27 protein-coding genes are annotated in these 24,301 nt (G+C 68.5%); 15 read left to right on the top strand and 12 right to left on the bottom strand.

What is annotated here, in order from left to right; genetic code table 11:
• Positions 1–35: 35 nt before the first annotated feature.
• The 3 genes from GV790_RS03235 to GV790_RS03225 form a co-directional block, all read right to left on the bottom strand.
• Positions 36–1,286 (bottom strand): saccharopine dehydrogenase family protein, encoded by a 1,251-nt coding sequence (locus GV790_RS03235; protein ID WP_163810270.1) that lies wholly within the window; start codon positions 1,284–1,286, stop codon positions 36–38.
• Between the two features lie 8 nt (positions 1,287–1,294).
• Positions 1,295–2,710, bottom strand: a complete 1,416-nt coding sequence (locus tag GV790_RS03230) for an ABC1 kinase family protein (RefSeq protein ID WP_163810268.1) — start codon at positions 2,708–2,710, stop codon at positions 1,295–1,297.
• A 128-nt stretch (positions 2,711–2,838) separates the two neighbouring features.
• On the bottom strand, positions 2,839–3,537 hold the full coding sequence (locus tag GV790_RS03225; protein ID WP_163810554.1) for a TetR/AcrR family transcriptional regulator: 699 nt from the start codon (positions 3,535–3,537) through the stop codon (positions 2,839–2,841).
• Between the two features lie 252 nt (positions 3,538–3,789).
• On the opposite strand from GV790_RS03225, the gene GV790_RS03220 reads away from it, so the two are divergent.
• The 5 genes from GV790_RS03220 (at position 3,790) to GV790_RS03200 (ending at position 8,120) form a co-directional block, all read left to right on the top strand.
• A complete protein-coding gene (locus GV790_RS03220) occupies positions 3,790–5,139 on the top strand; it encodes a DUF445 domain-containing protein (RefSeq protein WP_375139364.1) in 1,350 nt (449 codons plus the stop codon).
• A 104-nt stretch (positions 5,140–5,243) separates the two neighbouring features.
• On the top strand, positions 5,244–5,744 hold the full coding sequence (locus GV790_RS03215) for a helix-turn-helix domain-containing protein (RefSeq protein ID WP_163810266.1): 501 nt from the start codon (positions 5,244–5,246) through the stop codon (positions 5,742–5,744).
• Positions 5,741–6,421: a heparin-binding hemagglutinin gene (locus GV790_RS03210; protein ID WP_163810264.1), complete on the top strand. Its 681-nt coding sequence runs from the start codon at positions 5,741–5,743 to the stop codon at positions 6,419–6,421. Before GV790_RS03215 ends, GV790_RS03210 begins: the two co-directional genes overlap by 4 nt.
• 144 nt (positions 6,422–6,565) lie before the next feature.
• Complete coding sequence (locus tag GV790_RS03205; RefSeq protein WP_104360649.1) at positions 6,566–6,862, top strand: DUF2516 family protein; 297 nt, start codon at positions 6,566–6,568, stop codon at positions 6,860–6,862.
• Between the two features lie 217 nt (positions 6,863–7,079).
• Positions 7,080–8,120 (top strand): alpha/beta fold hydrolase, encoded by a 1,041-nt coding sequence (locus GV790_RS03200; RefSeq protein ID WP_163810262.1) that lies wholly within the window; start codon positions 7,080–7,082, stop codon positions 8,118–8,120.
• A gap of 51 nt (positions 8,121–8,171) precedes the next feature.
• Here GV790_RS03200 and GV790_RS03195 read toward each other — a convergent pair whose 3' ends face one another.
• Positions 8,172–8,813, bottom strand: coding sequence for a hypothetical protein (locus tag GV790_RS03195; protein ID WP_178127492.1), 642 nt, complete (start codon positions 8,811–8,813; stop codon positions 8,172–8,174).
• Positions 8,814–8,931: 118 nt separating this feature from the next.
• Here GV790_RS03195 and GV790_RS03190 point away from each other — a divergent pair, with 118 nt between their 5' ends.
• Entirely contained in the window at positions 8,932–9,657 is a 726-nt protein-coding gene (locus GV790_RS03190; protein ID WP_163810260.1) for an LmeA family phospholipid-binding protein, read from the top strand.
• 38 nt (positions 9,658–9,695) lie between these two features.
• On the opposite strand, the gene deoC is transcribed toward GV790_RS03190, so the two are convergent.
• Positions 9,696–10,364 carry a deoxyribose-phosphate aldolase gene (gene deoC / locus GV790_RS03185; protein WP_163810258.1) on the bottom strand — a complete coding sequence of 223 codons (669 nt, stop codon included), beginning with the start codon at positions 10,362–10,364 and terminating at the stop codon, positions 9,696–9,698.
• A 110-nt stretch (positions 10,365–10,474) separates the two neighbouring features.
• On the opposite strand from deoC, the gene GV790_RS03180 reads away from it, so the two are divergent.
• Together GV790_RS03180 and purU are read left to right on the top strand one after the other, a co-directional pair.
• Positions 10,475–10,996, top strand: coding sequence for a GNAT family N-acetyltransferase (locus GV790_RS03180; RefSeq protein WP_163810256.1), 522 nt, complete (start codon positions 10,475–10,477; stop codon positions 10,994–10,996).
• Between the two features lie 61 nt (positions 10,997–11,057).
• Positions 11,058–11,948, top strand: coding sequence for a formyltetrahydrofolate deformylase (gene purU, locus GV790_RS03175; RefSeq protein WP_163810253.1), 891 nt, complete (start codon positions 11,058–11,060; stop codon positions 11,946–11,948).
• A 63-nt stretch (positions 11,949–12,011) separates the two neighbouring features.
• Here purU and GV790_RS03170 read toward each other — a convergent pair whose 3' ends face one another.
• The 3 genes from GV790_RS03170 to GV790_RS03160 all read right to left on the bottom strand — a co-directional run bounded on the left by GV790_RS03170 (position 12,012) and on the right by GV790_RS03160 (position 13,944).
• A complete protein-coding gene (locus tag GV790_RS03170) occupies positions 12,012–12,869 on the bottom strand; it encodes a class I SAM-dependent methyltransferase (RefSeq protein ID WP_280212586.1) in 858 nt (285 codons plus the stop codon).
• Positions 12,839–13,354, bottom strand: coding sequence for a DUF2505 domain-containing protein (locus tag GV790_RS03165; RefSeq protein WP_163810251.1), 516 nt, complete (start codon positions 13,352–13,354; stop codon positions 12,839–12,841). The genes GV790_RS03170 and GV790_RS03165 overlap by 31 nt, the downstream gene beginning before the upstream one ends.
• A gap of 104 nt (positions 13,355–13,458) precedes the next feature.
• Complete coding sequence (locus tag GV790_RS03160; RefSeq protein ID WP_163810249.1) at positions 13,459–13,944, bottom strand: DUF2505 domain-containing protein; 486 nt, start codon at positions 13,942–13,944, stop codon at positions 13,459–13,461.
• Positions 13,945–13,983: 39 nt separating this feature from the next.
• Here GV790_RS03160 and GV790_RS03155 point away from each other — a divergent pair, with 39 nt between their 5' ends.
• Both GV790_RS03155 and GV790_RS03150 read left to right on the top strand, forming a co-directional pair.
• Positions 13,984–15,075, top strand: coding sequence for a UDP-N-acetylmuramate dehydrogenase (locus GV790_RS03155; RefSeq protein WP_163810549.1), 1,092 nt, complete (start codon positions 13,984–13,986; stop codon positions 15,073–15,075).
• Between the two features lie 155 nt (positions 15,076–15,230).
• Positions 15,231–16,472 (top strand): L,D-transpeptidase, encoded by a 1,242-nt coding sequence (locus tag GV790_RS03150; RefSeq protein WP_280212584.1) that lies wholly within the window; start codon positions 15,231–15,233, stop codon positions 16,470–16,472.
• Between the two features lie 67 nt (positions 16,473–16,539).
• Here GV790_RS03150 and GV790_RS03145 read toward each other — a convergent pair whose 3' ends face one another.
• The 3 genes from GV790_RS03145 to GV790_RS03135 form a co-directional block, all read right to left on the bottom strand.
• Positions 16,540–17,055 (bottom strand): type III secretion system chaperone family protein, encoded by a 516-nt coding sequence (locus GV790_RS03145; protein ID WP_014353195.1) that lies wholly within the window; start codon positions 17,053–17,055, stop codon positions 16,540–16,542.
• Positions 17,052–18,422, bottom strand: coding sequence for a D-inositol-3-phosphate glycosyltransferase (mshA, locus tag GV790_RS03140; RefSeq protein WP_163810247.1), 1,371 nt, complete (start codon positions 18,420–18,422; stop codon positions 17,052–17,054). Before mshA ends, GV790_RS03145 begins: the two co-directional genes overlap by 4 nt.
• Positions 18,423–18,559: 137 nt before the next feature.
• Complete coding sequence (locus GV790_RS03135; protein ID WP_163810245.1) at positions 18,560–19,381, bottom strand: alpha/beta fold hydrolase; 822 nt, start codon at positions 19,379–19,381, stop codon at positions 18,560–18,562.
• Positions 19,382–19,501: 120 nt separating this feature from the next.
• On the opposite strand from GV790_RS03135, the gene GV790_RS03130 reads away from it, so the two are divergent.
• The 3 genes from GV790_RS03130 to GV790_RS03120 all read left to right on the top strand — a co-directional run bounded on the left by GV790_RS03130 (position 19,502) and on the right by GV790_RS03120 (position 21,929).
• Positions 19,502–20,275 (top strand): SDR family NAD(P)-dependent oxidoreductase, encoded by a 774-nt coding sequence (locus tag GV790_RS03130; RefSeq protein WP_163810243.1) that lies wholly within the window; start codon positions 19,502–19,504, stop codon positions 20,273–20,275.
• 106 nt (positions 20,276–20,381) lie between these two features.
• On the top strand, positions 20,382–21,140 hold the full coding sequence (locus GV790_RS03125; protein WP_228805876.1) for an SDR family oxidoreductase: 759 nt from the start codon (positions 20,382–20,384) through the stop codon (positions 21,138–21,140).
• 168 nt (positions 21,141–21,308) lie between these two features.
• Positions 21,309–21,929: an antibiotic biosynthesis monooxygenase gene (locus GV790_RS03120; RefSeq protein WP_194989268.1), complete on the top strand. Its 621-nt coding sequence runs from the start codon at positions 21,309–21,311 to the stop codon at positions 21,927–21,929.
• Positions 21,930–22,036: 107 nt separating this feature from the next.
• Here the strand turns inward: GV790_RS03120 and GV790_RS03115 are convergent, their stop codons facing one another.
• A complete protein-coding gene (locus GV790_RS03115; protein ID WP_280213300.1) occupies positions 22,037–22,372 on the bottom strand; it encodes an antibiotic biosynthesis monooxygenase family protein in 336 nt (111 codons plus the stop codon).
• 169 nt (positions 22,373–22,541) lie between these two features.
• Here GV790_RS03115 and GV790_RS03110 point away from each other — a divergent pair, with 169 nt between their 5' ends.
• Together GV790_RS03110 and GV790_RS03105 are read left to right on the top strand one after the other, a co-directional pair.
• A complete protein-coding gene (locus tag GV790_RS03110) occupies positions 22,542–23,438 on the top strand; it encodes an ROK family protein (RefSeq protein ID WP_163810242.1) in 897 nt (298 codons plus the stop codon).
• An 81-nt stretch (positions 23,439–23,519) separates the two neighbouring features.
• Entirely contained in the window at positions 23,520–24,257 is a 738-nt protein-coding gene (locus GV790_RS03105; protein WP_163810240.1) for a phosphoglyceromutase, read from the top strand.
• Positions 24,258–24,301 lie beyond the last annotated feature (44 nt).

Below are 24,301 nucleotides of genomic sequence, written 5' to 3'. Positions count from 1 at the left end.
CCATTGTCCGCGAGAGATTCATAGCCGTGCCGGGTTCAGGCGCGCTCGACCTCGATGGTCATCCCGGCCGCCCGCAGCCGTTCGGTGAGCGCATCGCCCATCGCCGCGGCCGGCGTGAGCACACCCGCGAGTTCCGGCAGCTTCGCCCCGTCGAAGGCCAGGCACAGCCCGCTCTCGCCGAGCAGCACCGCCGTCGCCTGATAGCCGGGATCGCCCTGCCCGGCGAAGGTCGCGACGTATTCCGCGCCCGAGGTGGTGTGCGCGTAGGTCTTCATGGTGAACCAGCCGCTGGTACGCGCCTGCTCGCTGGGGCCGGTGCCCGGCTTGGGCAGCACCCGATCCAGCAGCTTGCGGCCGGCGCTCACCCGCGAGAGCAGCGCGCCCGCCGCCATCGTGGCCACGATCCCGCCCGACATACCGGCCGCCACCAGTGGCGCCACCGGCGATTTACCCGCGCTCATCACCTCGCGGTAGCGGAAGTTCTTGCCGTACACCCAGCCGAGCAGCCCGTTGGAGCGGCGCACGATCTTGGTGTTGTGCATGGCCATCACGAAGGTGCCCACCCAGCCGTCCAGGCTCGGGTCGATGGAGCTCGCCTTCTGCAACGCCTGATCGGACTGCCTGCCCACATCCGGGTCCATCGACTTGTCCGGGCTCAGCGAATACGGGTGGCTGAGCACCGACTGCTTGGCCGGATCGGCGGCCACCGCCTCCATCATCGCGCGCCCGGAATCGATGGTGCCGCCGCTGACCCCGCCCTTGAGCGAGGCGATCAACGTGGTGTCGGTGAGTTCGCCGGTATTGTCCTCGACGGTTCGCCGGTACAGCTGATACACGCTCAGATCCGACGGAACCGAGTCGTAGCCACAGGAATTGACGATCTTGGCCCCGGTGCCGACGGCCTGCTCGTGATACTGGTCGATCGCCTCGCGGATGAACAACGGCTCGCCGGTGAGATCGGCGTAATGGGTGCCCGCCTCGGCGCAGGCGGCGACCAACGGCAGCCCGTAACGCAGGTACGGCCCCACCGTGGTCACCACGACGGTGGTGCGGGCGGCGAGCGCATCAAGGGCGGGCTGATCGGCCGCGTCCGCGACCACCAGCTCCCACTTCGCGGCCGCGGGGCCGAGTTCATCGCGGACCCTGGTCAGCTTGTCCACCGAGCGTCCGGCCAATGCGATCTTGGCGTCCGCCGGCGCGGCGCCCAGCAGATACTGCGCGGTGAGCTTCCCGACGAAACCCGTCGCGCCGAAGAGGATCAGATCGAATTCGCGGCTGTCCGCCATATGTTCCCTCATGCCTTGTGTCGAGTCTTGCCGGATCGTGCAGTGTCGTCGCCGGTGCGTTCGGCCAGCCAGCGGTGATGCTGCTGACCGAGTTCGGTCACCGGCGGCTCGCCGTAGAGCCATTCACGGGAGATGCGATGCCAGTTGGCCGTCGCCTCGAGCTGGCCGAGCATGCCGAAGGTGAGGAAGTCCGCGCGCCGGGAGAACAGATGCTCCGGCGGCAGGTTCTGCTGCTTCATCCCGGTGAATTCGCTGGCCCGCGGGTCGACGGCGAGCAGGAAGGCGCCGCTGGCCAGTTCCGGAGTGATGGTCAACTCCTCATCGATGAGACACCATTCGGAGGCGGCGAGCACATACTCGAGGCATTCCTCCGGGCCGATCTCCTCGGGCGAGTCGATCACCCCCCGCTGGATCATCAACTGCCGCAGGTCTTCTGCGCGGTCCTCGGCGGCCGCGCGCAGACACGCCGCCTCGAACTGGACGTGCTCGGGATCCATCCGATTGAACAGGCCGAAATCGAGAAACCCGACCCGCCCGTCTTCGGTGAGCATGACATTGCCGGGATGCGGATCGCCGCAGAACTCGTTGAACACGAACAGCGAACCCACATAGAAGCGGTAGATGATCTCACCGATCCGGTCCCGTTCGGCCTGCGGCATCTCCTTGATCTCTTCGAAACCGCTGCCCACCAGGTATTCGCTGACCAGCACCCGCCGGGTACTCAGCTCCGGCACCGGCCTGGGCACCACGATGAACGGATGCCCGGCGTAGAGCTCGGAGATCTGCCGCTGGGTCTCGGCTTCGGCGTGGTAATCGAGTTCGGCCTCCATATTCAGCCGAAGTTCGTCCAGCACCGCCGGCGTCACCCACGGCATTGCCGATTGCAGCACCCGGCGAAACATCGCCAGGTTCTTCAGATCCGCGCGCACCGCGATATCGATGCCCGGATACTGCACCTTCACCGCGACCTTGCGCCCGTCGTGCAGCCGCCCGCGGTAGACCTGGCCGATCGAGGCCGCCGCCACCGGTTCGGATTCGAACTCGGCGAACACCTCGTCGAGCGGGCGGCCGAAATCTTCCTCGATCACCGCGCGCATGGCCTCGAACGACACCGTCGGCGCGGCATTGCGCAGCACCGCGAGGCGCTTCTGGAAACGTTCGCGATGATCGGGCGGCACCAGATCCAGATCCAGCACCGACATCATCTGGCCGAGCTTCATGGCCACGCCCTTCATGGTGCCAAGCACCATGACCACCTGTTCGGTGGTGCGGATCATGGATTCCTCGGCCATCTTCGCGCGCACCGCTTCCGAGCGGCCGCGCATGGACAGCCGCGCGCGCTGATTGCGCAGCACGGATCCGGCCGCGACCGCGCCGAGCTTCGTCCCGCGAGCCAGCCGGGATGTCGGCACTTGTTTCGCCATCGAGGTACCTCCGTTGGTGCCGACGCGCGAACGGAGACGCAACCCCTCTGTAGCGCCCCGCTGGCGTTCAGACTAACCAACCGCGCCGCGATGTCGAGTCCCGCGTCACATCCGGGGCCACGACTGGCTCAGACGGTGCCTTCGGCGATCTCGGGGGTGTCCACGGGCTTCGGCAGCACATGCGGCATGGCGTTGAACTTGGTGCGCGAGCCGCCCGCGCGCGCCATGCCCTCGATCGCGCTCCAGGCCATCATCGATAGGTAATCGATGACTTCCTCCCGCGACATGGTCTTGTCCGTGGTCCACCAGTGCGTCGCCAGCTGGATGCCGCCGACCAGCACATACGACCACAGCAGCGCGCCCTCGGTCTCGATCCCGAGATCGTCGGCCCTGCTGATGATGGCGGCGGCGACCACCTCGGCGAACAGCTTCTCGAATTCGGCCAGCGAGGACTGGTCGGCCGAGCCGTTGCCCATGATGAACCGATAGACCTCGGGGTCCTCGTCGACCGCGCCGACGTACTCACCGAGCGCGGTGCGCACCAGCTGGTACTCGTCGGCATCCAGGCTGATCGCGCCGTAGACGCGCGGCATCAGCGTGATCTCGATGAACCGCTGCATGGTGGCGTGGACCAGATCGTTCTTGTCCGCGAAATAGCGGTAGAGCACCGTCTTGGAGACGCCGATCTCGGCGGCGATCTCGTCCATTCCGGCGCTGCTGCCGCGGGCGCGTACGGCGGCCAGGGTGCCGTCGACCAGCTCTTCGCGGCGGTCGATCTTGTGCTGTCGCCACCGGCGTTTGCGGCCATCGGTGTTGCCGGTGCGCACCGCCGCCGGTCGGTCGGCGCGCTCACCGACGTCGACAAGGTCTTCGGTGGACAGGGTGGGCTCCCTCGTTCGAAACGGATCCGTGTCACCCAGCTTAGGTCCCATTACTCCCCAGCAGGACCTTTTGGGGTGCCGATCACCGCATTCGGGGGGTGGATGCGAGCGGAGTCACACCGATGAGGCCACTCTCGGCGACCCTCCGGTTGCGCACGGCGACGCTGCCGGAGCGCAAAGGCCAGCAGAATGGAGGACATGCACAACGCTCCCGGCGATACCGCGGTCCTCGGCGACCGCAGCTCCGAGGCCGCCGGCGCGCAGCCGACGATGCCGAGCAGCTTCACCTCCTTCACCGATGACGCGAGCAAACGTCGTGATCTGTGGAAGATGAAGTCGCTGGCCACCGGACTGCTGGCGCTGGCGACCGCGATCTATCTCGGCTGCCGCTGGCTCGAGTCGCGCGGCGGCGGCGGCGATTGGGTCGGTTACGTGCGGGCCGCGTCCGAGGCGGGCATGGTCGGCGCACTGGCCGACTGGTTCGCGGTGACGGCGCTGTTCCGGCATCCACTCGGTCTGCCCATCCCGCACACCGCCATCATCAAGCGCAAAAAGGATCAGCTCGGTGCCAGCCTCGGCAGCTTCGTCGGCACCAATTTCCTCTCGCCCGAGGTGGTGACCGCGAAGGTCAACTCGGCGCAGGTGTCGTGGCGGGTCGGCCGTTGGATGGCCGAGCCGGCCAATGCCGCGCGCGTGGCGCAGGAGAGTTCGACCATTCTGCGCGCCGTGGTCGGAGTACTGCGTGACGAGGACGTCGAGCAGGTCATCGACAACACCATCGTCAAGCGGATCGCCGAACCGCAGTGGGGTCCGCCGATCGGGCGGGTGCTGGCCGAGTTGCTCGCCGACAATCGTCAGCTGCCGCTGCTGGATCTGCTGGCCGAGCGCGCCCATCAATGGGCGCTCGGCAGTCAGGAGACCATCGACCGGGTGGTGCTGCGCGACGCTCCGCAGTGGGCGCCGAAGTTCGTCAACATCATGTTGTCGGAGAAGATCTACCGCGAGGTCGTCGAATTCACCTGGAAGGTGCGCTCGACGCCCGATCACGAGGTGCGCCTGGCCGCCAACCGCTTCCTCGAGCAGTTCGCCGACGACCTCCAGCACGACGAGGCGATGATCGCCAAGGCCGAACGGATCAAGTCCCAGATCATGGGCCGCGAGGAGATCACCGGTATGGCGGAGGCGACCTGGCGCGCGGCCAAACGGCTGATCCTGGAATCCGCCGACGACCCCAACAGCACGCTGCGCCGCAAGGTTGCCGAAAACGTGCAAGCGCTCGGCGAGCAACTGCGCGATGATGAGATCACGCGCGGCAAAGTGGACGGCTGGATCGAGCGCGGCGCACGGTATCTGGCGGCCAACTACGCCGACGAGATCGCGACCATCGTCAGCGATACCGTTGCCAGGTGGGATGCGGAAGAAGCGAGTAAGAAGATCGAATTGCAGGTCGGGCGTGACCTGCAATTCATCCGGATCAACGGCACGGTGGTCGGTTCGCTTGCCGGACTTGCCATCTACACGGTGTCGCACCTGATGTTCGGCGGCTGAGACAGCGCTGCCGGATATTTGCCCGAAGGGTGCTAACACAAGTGCTTGCAATAGCTAGCACCCTGTCCTACCATTGGTTACGTACTACCGCCAGAAGGTGAGTGATGGCAGACCAGCCCGAGGTTTCCGCCCAGCACGCCGAGGAGCCGGACGATGGTTCCGGTCTCGGGGAACGGGGGGGTCGCGTCTCCAACGCGGCGCACGACATCGGAGGTTTCATCAGGGCGCAACGTGAGGCCGCCCAGGTCTCGCTGCGTCAGCTCGCACAGCTGGCGGGGGTGAGCAACCCGTATCTCAGTCAGATCGAGCGCGGATTGCGCAACCCCTCCGCCGAGGTGCTCGCGCAGATCGCCAAGGCACTGCGAGTGTCCTCGGAGGTGTTGTACGTACGGGCCGGCTATCTCGAACAACGGCCGCACAGCCCGGTCCGGGACGCCCTGCTCGCCGACACGACGATCAGTGAACGGCAAAAGCAGGTCTTGCTGGATATTTACGAATCGTTTCGCCGGGAAAACGGAGGGAACGAATCAGGGGGGGATGACTGGGACAGCGCCGTTCCGCATATTACGACCGACACTCCGCCACGCCAGGAGAACGAAACATGACCGACAACGCCACCACCAAGCCGCTCTACGCGACCGTGGGCGCCGGTGACGCCGTCTACACCGCGGTCCTCGACGCCGTGACCCAGGTGCGCGAGCGCGCCCAGTCCGCCGATGTCACCGGCCGCGTCGACGAGGCCCGCGAGCGCATCGCCAACCTCCCCGCCGACGTCCAGGGCCAGTTCGACTCGCTGCGCGAGCGCCTCTCCGGCCTGCCGTCGGAGCTGCCGGAGGATCTCGCCGAGCTGCGCGAGAAGTTCACCCCCGAGGAGCTGCGCAAGCTGGCCGAGCAGTACTACCGCCAGGTTCTCGACCTGTACTCCGACCTCGCCGTGCGCGGTGAGGAGACCGTGGAGCGGCTGCGCGCCAACCACCTGGTCGAGGAGCAGGTCGGCCGGGTCGAGTCGCTGTACAAGGACGCGGCCGAGCGGGCCGAGGACGTGCTGGGCCGGGTCAACGACCTGATCGGCCGTTCCGCCAAGGTCGTCGAGGAAGAGGCCGAGGCTGCTGCCGACGCCGTCGTCGACGCCGAGGTCGTCGAGGTCACCACCGAGACCGCGCCCGCCCCCGCCAAGAAGGCGCCCGCCGCCAAGAGGGCTCCGGCCAAGGCTCCCGCCGCCAAGGCCGAGACCCCCGCGAAGAAGGCCCCGGCGCGCAAGACCGCCGCGAAGAAGGCTTGATTCGCCTGCCGCACGCCCGGTGACGGGCCTGCGGTCGCGCTACTCGACGACCCCGCGTACCGATCCGGTGCGCGGGGTCGTCGCTTTTCGTTTCCTCGCCCTCGGTAGCCGGTGGGCCGCGGTGGTTGCTCCTATCATGGTGGAGTGGAAATTGCGCAGGGTGTGACCGGCCTTATCGTGCTCGTGCTGTGGCTGCTGGCTTTCGGCGCGACCATATTCGCGCTGATTCATGCCCTACGTCAGCGTCCGGACGCGTTTACAGCGGTAGACAAGCTGACCAAGCCGATCTGGCTGGCGATCCTCGGCGTGGCGGTGCTGCTTCTGCTGCTGTCGTTCGCGGGGCTGGGGTTGTTCGCCTTCATCGCCATCATCGCGACGGGCATCTATCTCGCCGATGTGCGGCCGAAGGTGGACGAGATCCAGCGCGGTCCGCGCTGGTAAGACGCGACTCTGCCCTGGTCACGGGCCTGGGGCAGCAGCGTGGGTGGTTGTTGAGCAGCCAGGGTTGGCCCTTCGGAACAGCGGCCGTACCCGAAAAAAATTTTCGTTGCCGTCTGCGCTGGTGACGCGCGGTTCTCCGGAATTTCCTGACTGCTAGCACTAGCTAGCACGCGCTCCAGTGGTTACTGTATCTATCAGTAACACAAAGGAGTGTCCGATGCGTGCAATGTTGCCGACGGCGTTGGCGAGCCTCCCGACCCAGCTTCGGGGCCTGCTGGACGTGCACCGTGCGAATCTGCGGTCACGTACCTACCAGAACGCCGCACTGAACCCGCCGACCGTTCCGCACGACGTCATTCCGGTGACCACCCCGGACGGCGTCAAGCTGCGCGTCCACGCGTACGGACCGGCCGACGGCAACGTCATCGTGCTGGTGCACGGCTGGACCTGCGCCATCGAATACTGGTATCCGCAGATCAACGCCTTCGCCGGCGAATACCGCGTCATCGCCTACGATCAGCGCGGCCACGGTGAGAGCGAACTGGGCTCCAGCCCCCTCGACTGCGATCTGCTCGCCGACGATCTCTGCGCGGTCCTCGACACCGCCCTGCGTCCCGGCCAGCGCGCCGTCCTCGTCGGCCACAGCCTCGGCGGCATGACCCTGCAGGCCTGGGCGGGCAAGCATCCCGACCGGGTCCGCGCGCAGGCCGAAGCCGTGTTGCTCAGCAACACCGGGCCGCATTCGCTGATCGCCGAGACCACCGTGGTGCCGCCGTTCAACAAGCCGCTGTCCTGGCTCGGCGGCCGCATCATCCCGCTGCCGTTCTGGTTCGGTCGCCTCGGCCTCGGCACCCCCATCGTCTTCCCGCCGATCGCCCCCGTCCGCTGGGCCTTCGCCCGGCAGATCATGACCCTGGACGCCCCGCGCGAGCTGGTCGATTTCAGCATGGCCGTCGTCCGCTCCTGTCCGGCCTCGGTCCGCGCGAAGTTCGGCTTCCTCCTCGCCGATATGCACCTCGGCGAATCCGCACGGAATCTGGTCGTCCCCACCACATTGCTGGCCGGAGCGTTCGACGATATGACGCCCCCGGTGCACTCCGAGCAGCTCGCCGAAATCCTCGCGGAGGTGGGCAGTCTGGTTCGCTATGAGGTGCTGCCGACCGGGCACCTCGGGAACGTGGAAGCCTACGAACGCTTCAACGAGGAACTGGGGCGCGTGCTCGACTCGGTGTACCAGCCGGTCGAAGCCGTCGGCTGAGCCGATCGCTGATCTCCCCTGGCCGGGAACCGGCCGCCATGGCAGCGAGTCTCAACCCGCGGCCAGCGCCCGGCGCACGCGCACCGACGCCCAGGTACCTAAAGTCTCGCCCGCGGCACGGATTTCGGTGGCGTCGCAGCGGTGGATGGCCAGCGCGTCGGCGACCACCTCGTCGAGGGCGGATTGGGCGATATCGGATTCGGCGAGGTCGAGCACCGTACGGACGGGGGTGGTGACGAGGAAGGGGCCCGCCGATTCGAGATCGGCGCTCGGTAATCGCCTGCGCTGTACCACCACCCGCTGGGTGACCGGTGGTCGTCCGGCGGCTGCGGACAGGTGCAGATAGGTCGGGTGCAGCCGACCGATTCCGTGCAGGTCGGCGGCACTCTGATGGGAGACGGCCACCGCGCCGTCGAACCAGGCCGCCCACATGGCGCATTCGTCGAGCGGGCCGTCCGGCCAGTTGGCCATCCGCAGCATTCCGACGCCGGTTCTGGTCACCGAACCGTTGCCGAGGCAGGCGCGAATCCGATCGGCGCAACCGGTGCGCAACACCTGACGGGTGGTGAAGAAGCCGGCGTGACGGCCGGCCAGCCGGCACAGCACCCGCCAACCCCGCCCGGAATCGGCACTCGAGGGCGCGAGAGGATCGGGAAGGAAACCCGGGCTGAACCGCGCCGCTTCACCGGCCATGGGAACCAGAGTACGTGGCAAACCTGTGGCTCATGTCACAATCGGTGCGGCTCGGCTACGAGACATCCCTCACCGCACCCTCAGAGCCGACACAGAAACGTCGGGAAGAATCTGGTCCATGCCCACGAAGATCCGCTCCACCCTGACGGTCAGTCGCCGCACCCTGGTGATCGCCCTCGTCGCGGTGGCCGTGCTGCTGGCGACCGTGCTGGTCGGCGGCGAGGCCTACGCGCGGCACGCGGTCTCGAGCTGCGTGAGCAGCCAGTTCGAGAAAGAGATGGGCTCAAAGATCGACGTCGGATTCGGTGCCAAGCCGATGCTGGTCACCTGGGTCGACGGCAAGTTGCCCGAGGTGAACGTCAACAGCGACGACGTGAAGTTCGGCCCGGCGGTCGGCATGCAGGTGCAGGCGACCTTCCGTGACATCGAGGTCACCGACAACGGTCGCGGGGGCGCCGCGATCGGCCGCTCCACCGCCGACGTCACCTGGAGCAACGACGGCATCGCCAAGACTCTCGGCGGGTTGGTGAGCAATGTCAGCTCTTCGGCGGCCGAGGGCAAGCTGACCATGGAGGTCCTCGGCGGCCTCGCTCAGGTGCAGGTCCAGCCGCAGGTGATCAACGGCGCCGTGCAGGTCGACGTCGAATCCGCGCACGTGCTCGGCATCGGACTGCCGACCGATCTGGTGCAGGGCATCGCCGATCTGCTGTCGGAGAGCTTGCAGATGTACCCGTTCGAGATGAAGCCGACGGGCTTGCAGGTCACCGATGACGGCATCCACGTGCAGCTGGCCGGCGGCCGCACCGAGCTGCCGGCGAGCAGCGAAGGCAGCTCCTCCTGCTGAGCGCCCGGCGTGCCCGACGACACCGTACCGGCCCGAGTTCAGGCCGCGAATCCCTCCAGTACCGCACGGGATTTGGACAATCCGAGCCGGGTGGCGCCTGCCGCGATGAGCGCGGCGGCGGCCTCGGCGGTGCGGATGCCACCGCTGGCCTTGATCCCGAGCCTGCCGCCGACGGTCTCGGCCATCAGCTCGACCGCGTGCACGTCGGCGCCGCCCGCGGGATGAAATCCGGTGGAGGTCTTCACGAAATCGGCGCCCGCCTGCTCGGCCGCCCGGCAGACCTGCACGATCGCCTCGTCCGGCAGCGCGGCCGATTCGATGATGACCTTCAGCAGCGCCCGGTCGCCGATCGCCTCTCGGACGGTCACGATATCGGCGAGCACCGCGCTGTAGTCGCCGGCGACGGCGGCGCCGACGTCGATGACCATATCCACCTCGGCCGCGCCCTGATCGACGGCGAGCCGCGCTTCCGCCCCCTTGACCAGCGAATGATGTTTGCCGGACGGGAATCCGGCCACCGTGGCCACCACCAGCCCCGGCGCGCGCACCGGCAGCATCGACGGCGACACGCAGATGGCGTACACGCCGAGTTCGCGGGCCTCGCGTACCAGTTCTTCCACCTGCTCGGCGGTCGCCTCCGGCGCCAGCAGGGTGTGGTCGATCATGTCGGCCACTTCGGCCCGGGTCAGCGACGCGGAATCTGCCATGGGGACAAAGTCTGGCATATCGCCTGCACACCGTTCGGCCCGGCGGAATCCCGATTGCGCGACGCGGGCGCTTCACGCACACTGCTGTTGGTCGGGAAGAGAGGACAACCGTGCTGATCCGACGCGAACGCGCCGGCGACACCGACGCCATCGCCGCAGTCCACCGCAGCGCCTTCGGCCCGCAGTACACCGGCCAGGAGGCCATCGAGCCCCCCGAGGTCGATCTGGTCGAACGGCTACGCAGCGATCCCGGCTGGATCCCGACGCTGTCCATGGTCGCGGTGGAGCACGATGCCGTCATCGGGCATGTCTGCCTCACCCGTGCCGCCGTCGGCCCGTTCCCGGTGCTCGCGCTCGGACCGATCGGAGTGCAGGCGGGCCATCAGGGTGACGGTGTGGGCGCGGCCCTCATGCATGCCGTCATCGGGGCGGCCGACGCTCTCGACGAACCCTTGATCGGGCTGGTCGGCCACCTGGATTACTACCCGCGCTTCGGCTTCGTCCCCGGCGCCCGCCTCGGCATCGCACCGGATGAATCGAGCTGGGCGAGTCACTTCCAGGTCCGTGCGCTCACGGCCTACGACGCCCAGATCGTCGGCGAGTTCCGTTACGCGGAGCCCTTCTACGGCTGATCGCGGTGGCCCGCGGCGCACTCGGTGCGAGCGGGCCTTGCTCACCTGCGAGGATGGGCGCATGAGTGCTGCTCCCTCCGTCTCCGACGATCGTCGTTACGTGCTGACCCTCGGCTGCCCGGACCGTCCGGGCATCATCGCCGAGATCACCTCGTTCATCGCGGGCTTCGGCGGATCGATCGTGGAGGCCGGTTACCACTCCGATGTGGAGACCGGCTGGTTCTTCACCCGGCAGGCCATCAAGGCTTCCACGGTGCCGTTCGATCTCGGTGAGCTGCGCACCCGCTTCGCCGACGTGGCGGCGAGCCTCGGCTCCGAAACCGACTGGCAACTGCTCGATTCGGGCGCGCGGCGCCGGGCGGTGCTGCTGGTCAGCAAGGATGGCCACTGCCTGCACGACCTGCTCGGCCGGGCGGCCTCCGGTGAGCTGCCCGCCACCATCGAGGCGGTGATCGGCAACCATCTCGATCTGGCCGAGATGGCCGAAGCGCACGGGGTGAAGTTCCATCATGTGCCGTTCCCGAAGGACCCGGCCGAGCGCGGCCCCGCCTTCGAGCAGGTCCGCGCCCTGGTCGACCAGCACGACCCGCACGCGGTGGTGCTGGCCCGCTTCATGCAGGTGTTGCCCGCGGAACTGTGCGAGCACTGGGCGGGCAAGGCGATCAACATCCACCACAGCTTCCTGCCCTCGTTCGTCGGCGCCCGGCCGTACCACCAGGCCTTCGCGCGCGGGGTCAAACTCATCGGCGCGACCTGTCACTACGTGACCCCAGAGCTGGACGCGGGGCCGATCATCGAACAGGACGTCATCCGCATCGACCACGCCGACGAAGTCCGCGACATGGTGCGCCAAGGCCGCGACATCGAGCGGGTCGTCCTCGCCCGCGGATTGCGGTGGCATCTGGAGGGCCGGGTCCTCGTGCACGGCCGCCGGACCGTCGTCTTCTCCTGACCGGCCGTGTGTCCTCGCACCGGATGCGGTGCCTTCGCACGGGTTATGACCTGTGCGAACCCGCTAGGGGGTGTGCGAGGCCTGTGATGCTGTGCCTCGGTGGGCTCGGTCGGGCAGCGGGGGTGGGGTCAGCGGCGCCACCACGTCCCACGGCACCGACAACACGTTGTCGCGCATTCTCCTGCGGTACTCCCGCACCGGGAAACCCTGGTCGCGCAACAGGTTTGCCGTTGCGCGCCAGCGCACACGTGGACCGAACGGCGCCAGCGGCGCCGCGTGGGACCAGGCCCGGTCGGCGGCGGCGAGGAGTGCGTGTACGCCTTCACCGGGGATGTTGCGGTGGATCAGCGCCTTCGGGAGACGTTCGGCGATATCGGAGGGGCGGTCGACGGTGAACGGGTCCCAGGCCAGTGTCAGCGATAGCGGTCCGGTGTGGTCGAGCAGGACCCAGGCGCTGCGGCGGCCGAGTTCGTCGCAGGTGCCGTCGATGAGCAGGCCGCCGGGGGCAAGGCCGGACAGGATGGTCGACCAGGCGTCGGGGACGGCCGCTTCCGGGTATTGGCGCAGCACGTTGAACGCGCGCACGAGGACCGGGCGCAGGCCGGCAAGCTCGAAACCACCGCGCGCGAAGCTGACGCCGTCGCGGCCCGGCACCACCCGATCCGGGTCGATTTCCAGCCCGACCACGCGCACGTCCGGGCGCACCGTGCGTAGCCGGGCGGCCAGTTCGAAGGTGGTCCACGGGCTCGCGCCGTAGCCGAGGTCGACCACCAGCGGATCGGCGGCGGCGTGCAGGCGGGTGGTGACCAGATCGTCGTTGATCAGCCAGCGGTCGCTGCGACGTAACCGGTTGACGCCGGTGGTGCCGCGAGTGATCGTGCCTATCGGATTCAGCTGGTGGGGTTTTGTTCTTCCAGCCACTGCTGGGTCACCTCGGCCTCGGCACGGAACAGGTCGACGAGGTTCACCAGCATCAGCTGCTCCAGGCGCGGACCGACCATCGGGATGAACACCTTCGCCTCGGAGGAGATGCGCATGGTGCAGCCGATCTCGGTGGGGAACAGCCGCATCGTTCCGGTGAGGCTGCCGGGGCCCGCCGGGATGGACGCGGAGTATTTGCCCTCCACCTCGGGACCGAACGGGCCGTAGCTCTCCTTACGGGTGATCACCATGTCCTTGCGGATCACCGTCTGCGCGATCTCGGGCAGGGTGTCGCGCGGCAGGATGTGGTGCAGCACCACCTCGATGCCGTCGTCGTTGGACTCGAGGCTGATCACTTCGTTGGGGGAGTACTTGCGCATCTCCTCCATCCGGGCCTCCCAGTAATCCCGGTTCGACAGCGCCGCGTACAGCTCTTTGGTGGTGTGCAGCGGGTAGCGGGCGGAGTAGTCCAGTCGGCGAGCCATGGGCGGTTACGTTACCGGGACCGGTTGTCACGGCATCGCCGGGCAGCGGAAGAAGTGACCGGGCACAAACCGGTCCCCGGCGACGCCGTCGGCGTCACAACGCGTCAGCTCTCGGAGATCCAGGCGTTGGTGAACTCGGTCTCCTCGGCCAGCAGCTCGGTGAGGCGTTCGGCGATGGCTGCCTCGATCTTGCCGCCGAACAGCGGAACCTTCACCTCGATGCTGCCGTCGATCACGGCGGTGGAGCCCGCGCCGGCATCGCTGAGGGTGATGGTGCCGCGGACCTCGGCCGGCGCGCCCTCGACGCGGGCCTCGAAGGTGGCGGAGTTGCCGGTCCAGCTCTCGATCCGGGGAATGATCAGGTCACCCGGGCGCACGGCGGTGATGGCGGAGGGCAGCAGTTCGGCGGCGATGGCCTGCACCATCTCGACGCGCACCTGATCGCCCTCGACGGTGACCGACTCCAGCCGGGCGTTCGGCCCGCCGACGGCCGCGATCCGGTCCGTCCAGTACTGCTTGTCGGCGACGGCGGCGCGCACGGCGGCAGCCGGATGGGTGTAGCTGGCCGTATACGCCAGGGGTGTAGCCATGGACGGACACGCTACCGTCTGGCTGTGCGAACTTCACGGTTGGTGTCCTCGGAACACGTGCGTGACCTGCTGTCGGGGACCGGTGCGACGGTCCGCGACGAGGTGCGGCTGGCGGAACTGACGACGCTGCGGGTGGGCGGGCCGGCCATCGTCGCCGAATGCGCGAGCACCGACGCCCTGGTCGCGACGGTCCGTGCCCTCGACGGCGCGGGTATCCCGTTGCTGCTGCTCGCCGGTGGCTCCAACCTGCTCATCGGCGATGCCGGCTTCGACGGTGTGGTGGTGCGGGTGGGCAATACCGCTGTCACCTTCGGCGCCGACGGTGTGCTCGCGGAGGCGGGCGCGAACTGGGACGCGGTGGTCGCGGCCACCGTCGACGCCGGGTTCGGCGGTCTGGAATGCCTGTCCGGAATCCCGGGGTCGGCCGGGGCGACGCCGGTGCAGAACGTGGGCGCCTACGGCGTCGAGGTCGATCGGCTGCTGCGCCGGGTCCGGCTGCTCGACCGCGGCACCGGCGATATCCGCTGGGCCGAACCGGCCGAACTCGGGTTCGGATATCGCACCAGCGTGCTCAAGCACAGTGACCGGGCGGTGGTGCTCGCGGTCGAGTTCGCGCTCGATCCGAGCGGGCACAGCGCCCCGCTGCGGTACGGCGAACTCGCCCGCGTTCTCGGCGCCGGCGACGGCGAAACACGGCCCGCCGGGCAGGTCAGGGAGGCCGTGCTGAAGCTGCGCGCGGGCAAGGGGATGGTGCTCGACCCGGCCGATCACGACACCTGGAGCGCGGGGTCGTTCTTCACCAATCCGGTGGTGCCGCAGGAGCGGGCCGAGCAGGTGCTGGCCGCGATCCGCGCGAATGTCGGCGACGTCGCGATTCCGACCTATCCCGCACCGGACGGGGTGAAGCTGTCGGCGGGTTGGCTGATCGAGCGGGCAGGCTTCGGGAAGGGGTTCCCGGGGCCGGAGGCCGCCGCCCGGCTGTCGACCAAGCACACGCTGGCATTGACCAATCGCGGCCGGGCGACGGCGGCCGATCTGGCCGCGCTGGCGCGCACGGTCAGGGACGGGGTTGCCGATCGGTTCGGCATCGGGCTGGTTCCCGAGCCGGTCACCGTGGGGATCACGCTGTAGAACTCACCCCGATCGAGTTGCTGCGCGATTGCTGTGGCCAGGCGATGCGCTGTCGGCAAACATCGCCCCCGACGTGGTCGAACACACACCGCTACGCGCCCGATTCGACCAGAGGATGGGCCGACCACCGATTAGCCGGGCGTAGATTCGATGGGGTGAGCAACCGACCAGACACGTTCCGGCCGGCTGCCGCTGTGGCGGGTGTGCTGCTCGCGGTGGTGGCGCTGATCGCCGGATGCACCATCGACCGGGGCGAAGGCTCCGGCCCGGCGCCGGACGAACCGATCGCCTCGGTCACCATCACGCCCGGCGACGACGCCGCCGACGTCAACCCGACCGCACCGGTCTCGGTGACCGTCGAGAACGGCACCATCAACCAGATCGCGCTGACCAACGCCAACGGCAGGCAGGTCACCGGCGAGATGTCGCCGGACAAGCGCAGCTACCGCACCACCGAGCCGCTCGGCTACGACTCCTCCTACACCTGGACCGGCACCGCCATCGGCACCGACGGCAAGCCAGTCCCGATCGACGGCACTTTCAGCACGCTCGCGCCGAAGGCCACCGTGCCGGCCACCCTGAATATCGGCGACGGTCAGGAAGTCGGCATCGCCGCCCCGATCATCGTCCAGTTCAAGGCGCCGGTGCAGAACAAGGCCGCGGTGGAGAAGGCGCTCACCGTCACCACGAATCCGCCCACCGAGGGCGCGTGGGCCTGGTTCCCCGACGACAACGGCGGCTCGCGGCTGCACTGGCGGCCCAAGGAGTACTGGACCCCCGGCACCAGCGTGCACGTGGCGGCCATGCTCTACGGGCTCGACCTCGGCAACGGCAATTACGGCGACTCCGATATCACCTCCGATTTCACCATCGGCCGCGCCCAGATCGTCAAGGCGAACGCGCCGAGCCACCGCATGCAGGTGGTGCGCGACGGTGCGGTCATCTTCGATTTCCCGGTGAGCTACGGCGAGGGCAATGAGGCGCGCAACGTCACCCGCTCGGGCATTCATGTGGTGACCGAGAAGTACGAAGACTTCATGATGTCGAATCCGCCGTACTACGAGAATGTGCGCGAACGGTGGGCGGTGCGGATCTCCAACAACGGCGAGTTCATCCACGCCAATCCGGAATCGCTATCGGCGCAGGGCGCGGCGAATGTCACCAACGGGTGCATCAATCTCTCGCCCGCCGACGCCGAGGCCTATTTCGCGACGGCGTTGTACGGCGATCCGGTCGAGGTCACCGGCACCAGGATCGAACTGTCGGCGGCCGACGGCGATCTCTACGACTGGACCATCGACTGGGAAACGTGGACATCGATGTCGGCGTTGAACGGCAAGCCGGCGACCACTATCTCCGCGACTCCGGTCCCGCCGCAGCCGGCGGGTGGACGCTGAGCCCGGTATCGACCGACGCGCCGAGATTCCGAGCACCGTCGACGCCGAGATCGCGAATCTGCGAATCCTAAGGCGTGTCGGAGGATTCGTCGATCAGATGCTCGAACGCGCGCAGATTCTTCAACGATTCGCCCCGCGATACCCGCCACTTCCATTCCTTGCGGATGGATTCGGCGAACCCCAGTTCGAGCAGGGTGTTGAAATCGAAGTCGACGGCCTCGAGCACCTGGCCGAAGATGCGGTCGAGTTCGTCGGGGTCGACCGCATGGTTGGAGATCCGGCCCACCAGGTAGATGTCGCCCACCCGGTCCAGGGTGTAGGCCACGCCGTAGAGCTTGCGGTTGCGGCGCAACAGGTACTTGTAGACGCCTTCGAAGTTCTCGTCGGGTTTGCGGCAGACGAACGATTCGATGCGCACACCGTGCTTGCCGACGGTGAGCATGAGCGTGGTCTTCAGCTTGCGCTCGCCGGGCAGCACCACGACGAAGGTGTCTTCGGCGGGACGGGTGTATTCGATCTCGCGGTCGGCCAGCGTCGCGTCGATCACGTCGGCGACGGCGGCCGCTTCGGGTACCTGGCTCATCGGCGTGCTCCTGTCCGGCGCCGCCACAGCGCCCGCGATCTGGCCTGACTGTCGCCGAGGATAGTCGTGCGGGCCGAGAGAGCGGCGAGGCCGGCGCGGTCGTCGGCGTAGCGGGACAGCGCCGCCGAATAGCTCGCCAGCAGCCCGTCGGCGGTGTGCGCCCAGGAGAAACCCGCGGCGTGCTCGACCGCGCGGGCGCCCATCAGTTCCAGCCGGGCCGGCGCATCGAGCAAGGTGGTCAGGGCATCGGCCCAATCGTCGGTGCGATGTCCGGGCACCAGCCGGCCGGTGCGCCCGTCGTCTACGGCGGTGCCGAGCCCGCCCACATCGGCGGCCAGCACCGGAGTTCCGCTGGCCTGCGCTTCCAGCGCGACCAGGCCGAAGGATTCGTTGTAGCTGGGCACGGCGACCAGATCGGCGGCGCGGTAGATCTGTACCAGCCGGTCCGAGGATTGCGGCGGCAAGAACGTCACCCGATCGGCGATGCCGAGTTCGGCGGCCAGTTCGATGAGCGCGTCCGGGCGTTTCAGGCCGCTGCCCGACGGGCCGCCGACGATCAGCACCCGCAGCTTGCGATGCGGTTCGCGGCGCAATACCTCGGCCGCGGCTCGCACCAGCACATCGGGCGCCTTCAACGGCTGGATCCGGCCGATGAACGCGACCACCTGCTCGTCGCGGGGCAGGCCGAACTCCGCGCGCGCGGCGGCCTTGTCGCCGGGCCGGTAGCGGCTCAGATCCGCGCCGGGCGGCACCACGTCGATCCGGGCGGGGTCGGCGCCGTACAGCTCGACCAGCTGGCGCGCCTCCTCGCCGGTATTGGCCACCATCCGGTCGGCCTCCGCGATCACCTGCTTCTCGCCGATCTCGCGGGTCGCCGGCTCCGGGCAGTCGCCTTCGGCCAGCGCTGCGTTCTTCACCGCGGCGAGGGTGTGCGCGGTGTGGATCAGCGGCACCCGCCAGCGGTCTCTGGCCAGCCAGCCGACCTGGCCGGACAGCCAGTAATGCGAATGCACCAGGTCGTAATGGCCGGGCAGATGCCTGGCCTCCTGGCGCAGCACCTCGGCGGTGAACGGGCAGAGTTGCGTGGGCAGATCGTGTTTGTCCAGGCCCTCGAAGGGGCCCGCCACCACATTGCGCACCAGCACACCCGGCGCGGCTTCCTGCACCGGGGGAACATTCGAGGAGGTGGCCCGGGTGAAGATCTCCACCTCGGTGCCACGCCGGGCCAGCTCGATGGCGGTCTGCAGCACGTAGACGTTCATGCCGCCGGCATCGCCGGTGCCCGGTTGCGCGAGTGGTGAGGTATGCACCGACAACACGGCGATCCGACGGGGCCGTGGTTCCGGGCGTTGACTCACACTGTCCATACTGCATCGTGTAACGCCGCGTTCAGGTGCCCGCTTCCCGTCGAGTGACAGCCATCACAGGCCGACTGTGAGCCTGCTCACGGCCGCGTTTCGGGGCGCCCCGCTCAGGTGCCGCGTGTCCGTTCGAGCGTGCCGGTTCACAGCTCGTCGATGAACTCGCTGACCTCGGTGACGAAGCGTTCGCGGTCCTCGATGAACAGCCCGTGCTGGGCGTCCGCCCAGAACGAGGTGCGCGATTTCGGGGCCAGCTCGGCGATATAGCGGCCGTTGTCGATCGGGACAACGGGATCGGCGGTGCCGTGCAGCACCAGCACCGGAATGTCGAGGTTGCGCAGGGTCTCGGAGTTGTCCACGGTGCGGTAGAACAGCGCCTTGCGCACGAACGGCGGAGTCGAGAGGCTGGCGCCGAACAGGCGCTGTGCGTCGACGCCCTTGTCGGCGCCCGGTCCGGTATTGGAGTTGCCGAACGCCGCGAAACCTCGCATGGCCCGGCCCGCGCTTTCCTCGAACACCGATGGAATCGCGGTCTGCATGGCCGGGCCGACCGCCGCACCCGGGACGTCGGGGCCGATATTGGCCAGCGAGCCGCTGAAGATCACGCCGGCGATCGCGCCGGTGCCGTAGGCGGTCAGGTAGTCGCTGATGGCGATGCCGCCGTAGGACCAGCCGAGCAGCACCGCGCCGGACTCGATGGATTCGGCGGACAGCACCGCGGCCAGGTCGGCGGCCCAGTTCTTCGGGTCGTCGTAGCCGGCCCGCGGTGCCCCCGAATAGCCGTGCCCGCGCAGGTCGACCGCGATGACGCGGTACCGCTCGGCGAGATCGTCGGCGGCCCGGCCCCAGCACCGCAGGTTCGCCGACCATCCGTGCAGCAGCACCAGCGGTGTGCCCTCGGCTGGCCCGCTGACCCGGTAGACGATGCTGGTTCCGTCCGCGCTGACGACTTCCCGAATACCCATGGCGTCAGGCTAGCGGCTCGCCGGACGCGGCGGCTCCGCCGAGCGCGCGATCGGAGTCCGGTGGTGTGATCCGTACCGGGCGCGCGGCGATGCCGGTGGGGGCACCTTAGGCTCGGAGTCATGAGTGAGCGCAGCGAGGGAACAGTCGACGCAGCCACGAGCACACGTACCGCCGTCGTCACCGGAGCGAGTTCGGGAATCGGTGCGGCCACCGCTCGCGAGCTCGCGAAGCAGGGCTACCACGTGTACGTCGGGGCCCGCAGGCTCGACCGACTGCAGCGGCTGGCCGAGGAGATCGGCGGAACGGCCCTCGAACTCGACGTGACCTCCGACGACTCGGTGCGGGCGTTCACCGACGCGATCGACCGGGTGGACGTGCTGGTCAACAACGCGGGCGGGGCCAAGGGCCTGGCGACGGTCGCCGAGGCCGACCTCGACGACTGGCGTTGGATGTGGGAGACCAATGTGCTCGGCACCCTGCGGCTGACCAAGGCGCTGCTGCCCAAGCTCATCGACTCCGGCGACGGGCTCATCGTCACCATCACCTCCGTGGCCGCCTTCCACGCCTACGACAACGGCTCCGGCTACACCTCGGCCAAGCACGCCCAGGCCGTGCTGCACCGCACTCTGCGCGGCGAACTGCTCGGCAAACCGGTCCGCCTCACCGAAATCGCCCCGGGCGCAGTGGAAACCGAATTCTCCCTGGTCCGCTTCTCCGGTGACGAGGAGCGCGCCGCCAAGGTCTACGAAGGCATCGATCCACTGGTCGCCCAGGACATCGCCGAAATCGTCGCCTTCACCGCCTCCCGGCCGCCGCACGTCAACCTCGATCAGATCATCGTCAAGCCGCGCGATCAGGCCGACCCCGGCCGCTTCGCCCGCCGCACCTCCTGAGCCGGCCGCGCGGAAGCCTCGGCCGAATAGCTCTCGGCGGCGCTTTGTCACACTCGCGGGAACCACCTCGTCGGTGTGATGACAACGCCGGATGCAGGAGGTAGTGATGCGAGTTGCGGTGCTCGGTGCGAGCGGACGGATCGGCCGTGAGGTCGTGGATGTTCTGCAGAATCAGGGCCATGAGGTGGCCGAACTGACGCGGGCGGCGGGCGTGGACGCCTTGTCCGGCGCGGGACTGGCTCCGGCGCTGGCCGGAGCGGACGTGGTGGTGGACGCGACCAACGCGTCGACCACGGAAACCGCTGCGGTACAGGACTTCTTCGCCACCATCGCCCGGAACGTCCAGGAGGCGGCCTCGGCGGCGGGGGTGCGGCGGATCGTCCTGGTGTCGATCATCGGCATCGATGCGTTCCCGGCCGGCCACTACGCCGGCAAGCTCGCCCATGAGCGTGCATATCGGGAAGGCCCGGTGCCGGTGCGGATTCTGCGGGCCGCGCAGTTCCACGAATTCACCGAGATGATGCTGGAGTGGACCACCCGCGGTGACACCGCCTACGTCCCGGCGACTCGAACTCGACTCGTCGCCGCGCGCACAGTCGCGGAGCAGATGGTGACGCTGGTGCTGGCCGACTCCGCCCTGGAGATGACCGAGATCGCCGGTCCGGAGGAACTGAACCTGGCCGCGGCCACCGCGCGGCTGGCCGCACGGCGCGGTAGCCCGGCGCGGGTCGAGGAGATCGTCGACGACGACGATCCGAACCGGGATCTCCTCGCCGCGGGTGCACTGCTGCCCGGTCCGGGTGCGATCATCGCGGGCCCGACCTTCGAACAGTGGCTCGATCAGCACTATCCGCAGCACGGCTAGCCCGATGTCGTGCGCCGGTCGGCGGAATGGCCCGGCCGGCCGGCCCGGTGCATCCCGCAGCCGGGGACGATCAGTGCGGACCCTTGCCTAACGCGTCGGCAGGGGAGCATCGTGAAGAGCACCGGTGGCGCCACCGGGCGCTGCCCCGAAGCAGAGAGGGGGTGGATCGTGTACGCGCGATCTACCACGATTTTGGCGCAACCCTCCGCTATCGACGCCGGGATTGCGCATATGCGTGATGTCGTGCTGCCAGAACTCCAAGAGATACCTGGGTGCGTCGGATTGTCCCTGATGGTCGACCGGACCAGTGGCCGCTGCATCGCCACCAGCTCCTGGGAGACCGAGGAAGCCATGCATGCGAGCACGGAGCGGGTGGGCCCGATCCGTGAACGCGCGATCGCCTTGTTCGGCGGGAGCGCGCACGTCGAAGAATGGGAAATCGCCGGCTTGCACCGGGCCCACCGCACCCACGAGGGCGCCTGCGTGCGCGCGACCTGGGTGAAGACCGATGCCAGCCGCATCGACGCGGCCGTCGAGGTCTACAAGGCCAGCACCCTGCCCGCGATGGAGGAACTCGACGGGTTCTGTAGCGCGAGCCTGATGGTCAACCGCAAGTCCGGCCGGGCCGTGTCCTGCACCACCTATGACGACGCCGAGGCCATGCGGCGCAGCCGCGAACAGTCGGCGGCCCTGCGCGTGGACGCCGCCAGGCAGACCGGGGTCGAAGCGCTCGACGTGCGCGAGTTCGAACTGGCGATCGCGCACCTGCGGGTGCCGGAAATGGCATGAGGTTTCCGGCAGCGGGCTGACACGCGAAGGAACCGGCGGGTCGCGAGCAGGCGTCCCGCCGGTTCGGCGTGCCGCCTCCGCTGAGCACCGGTGCGGATGGCCCGGTACTAGACCTCGCCCGATGCCCGCCGGAAACTGTGGTGCCGCCGCTGTTCGCAGACGGTGACGGAGTACTCGCTGTAGAAATCGGTGCGACCGAGACGCTGGGCGTTGCGGTGCTCGGCGTCGTTGCGCCACGCGTCGTGATGGGCGCGGTTGTCGAAGACGACGATAGAGACCCGTTCCCCGTCGGCGGCGGTGTAGGACTTGATCTCGACGAAACCGGGCATGGCCCGAGCGCGTTCCTCCATCCGTTCGGCCATGGCGGCGTAGCCGTTGGCCTCGGCGTCCGGGCGTAGGCGCGAGCGGAAGATGGTCACGATCTGCGGGTCGTCATCGGTCACGTGCTGAGCATGCGTGGATTCGAGGGCCGAATGCCAGCGAATTCTCGACACCGGCATTGCCTGCGGGCGACGGAGCTGTACGGCCCGGATCACCGGGCCTGCTGTGTCGCCCACCGAGCCCGTCCGCTGTGGGCGACAATCGCCCCGGCACATCGATCAGGGAGGCTGCGTGGCGATTCTGGCGCTCGATATCGGGGCGACGAAGTTCGCGGCCGGGGTCGTCGACGATGCGGGCCGGGTGAGCGCGGTGCGGCGGGTCGCGGTTCCGGAGTCGGGGGTGTGGGCGGCGTGCCGGTCGCTGCTGCTCGCGGTGGCCGCGGGGGAACCGGTGCGCGCGGTCGGGATCGGATCGGCGGGGCCCGTGGATGTGCCTGCGGGAGTCACCGGCCCACTCAATATCCCGGAGTGGCGCGACGGTTTCGCGATCGGGGCCGCGGTCGGCGAGCTGTTTCCCGGTGCCGCAGTGCGATTCGCCATCGACGGTGCGTGTCTCGCACTGGCCGAACAACATTCGGGCGCGCTGCGCGGTGTATCGAACGCGCTGGCGATGACGGTCTCGTCCGGGATCGGCGGCGGACTGCTGGTGGACGGCCGCGTCGCCGTCGGGCGTACCGGCAATGCGGGCCACATCGGCCACATCGTCGTGCCCGGCTGGGATGTGCCGTGCGCCTGCGGCGGATACGGCTGCGTCGAGGCCATCGCGAGCGGGATGTCGTCGGCGCGGTGGGCCAGAGAGCAGGGCTGGCCGGGTGCGGACGGGGCCGAGTTGGCGCGGGCCGCCGCGGCCGGTGATCCGATCGCCGTCGCCGCGCTCGAACGGGCGGGCACCGCGCTCGGGCAGGCCATCAGTTCGGCCGCGGCGTTGCTCGATATCGACACCGTCGTCATCGGCGGCGGCTTCGCGCACTCGGGGGAACCGCTGTGGGCGCCGATGCGCGCGGCGATCACCCGGCACGCCGGGCTGAACTTCATCCGCGAGCTCCGGGTGGAACTGTCCGCCCTCGCCGACGGAGCGACCCTGGTCGGCGCCGCCATCCTCGCAGCGGACCTGCCCGCGCCCGGCTGATTCCGGTCGACCTCCTGACCGGCGCGTCCACCGCTCGAGGTGCACGCACGCCGCCGATCCGGCCATGGCAGGATGGCCCGCATGACGTACACCCTCGTGTTGCTGCGCCACGGCGAGAGCGAATGGAATGCCCTCAATCTGTTCACCGGCTGGGTGGACGTCCATCTGACGGACAAGGGCATCGCCGAGGGCAAGCGGGCCGGTGAACTGCTGGCCGAGCACGGCATCCTGCCCGACATCGTCTACACCTCGCTGCTGCGCCGCGCGATCAGCACCGCCAATATCGCGCTGGACGCCGCCGACCGGCACTGGATTCCGGTGGTGCGCGACTGGCGTCTGAACGAGCGTCACTACGGCGAGTTGCAGGGCAAGAACAAGGCCCAGATCCGCGACAAGTACGGCGATGAGCAGTTCATGCTGTGGCGTCGCAGCTACGACACCCCGCCGCCGCCGATCGAGGCCGACAACGAGTACAGCCAGACCGGCGATCCGCGGTACGACGGCATCGAGGTGCCGCGCACCGAATGCCTGCTCGACGTGGTGAACCGGATGGTGCCCTACTGGGAGTCGACCATCTCCAAGGAGCTGCTCTCGGGCAAGACCGTGCTGGTCGCCGCGCACGGCAACTCGCTGCGCGCCCTGGTCAAGCACCTGGACCAGATCTCCGATGACGATATCGCCGGCCTCAACATCCCCACCGGCATCCCGCTGCGCTACGAGCTCGACGAGAACCTGCGCCCGGTGCGCCCGCGCGAATACCTCGACCCGGAGGCCGCCGCCGCGGGTGCCGCCGCCGTCGCGAGCCAGGGCGGTAAGTAAGCACCTCCCGCACCCTCTGTCAGCGCGCCGCGTCTCGTCTCGAG

It is taken from the genome of Nocardia cyriacigeorgica (assembly GCF_010858045.1).
In the GTDB taxonomy this organism is placed as follows: Bacteria; Actinomycetota; Actinomycetes; order Mycobacteriales; family Mycobacteriaceae; genus Nocardia; species Nocardia cyriacigeorgica_E.
The sequence above is the reverse complement of the archived record's forward strand: the minus strand, read 5'-3'. Positions and strand labels throughout refer to the sequence as shown.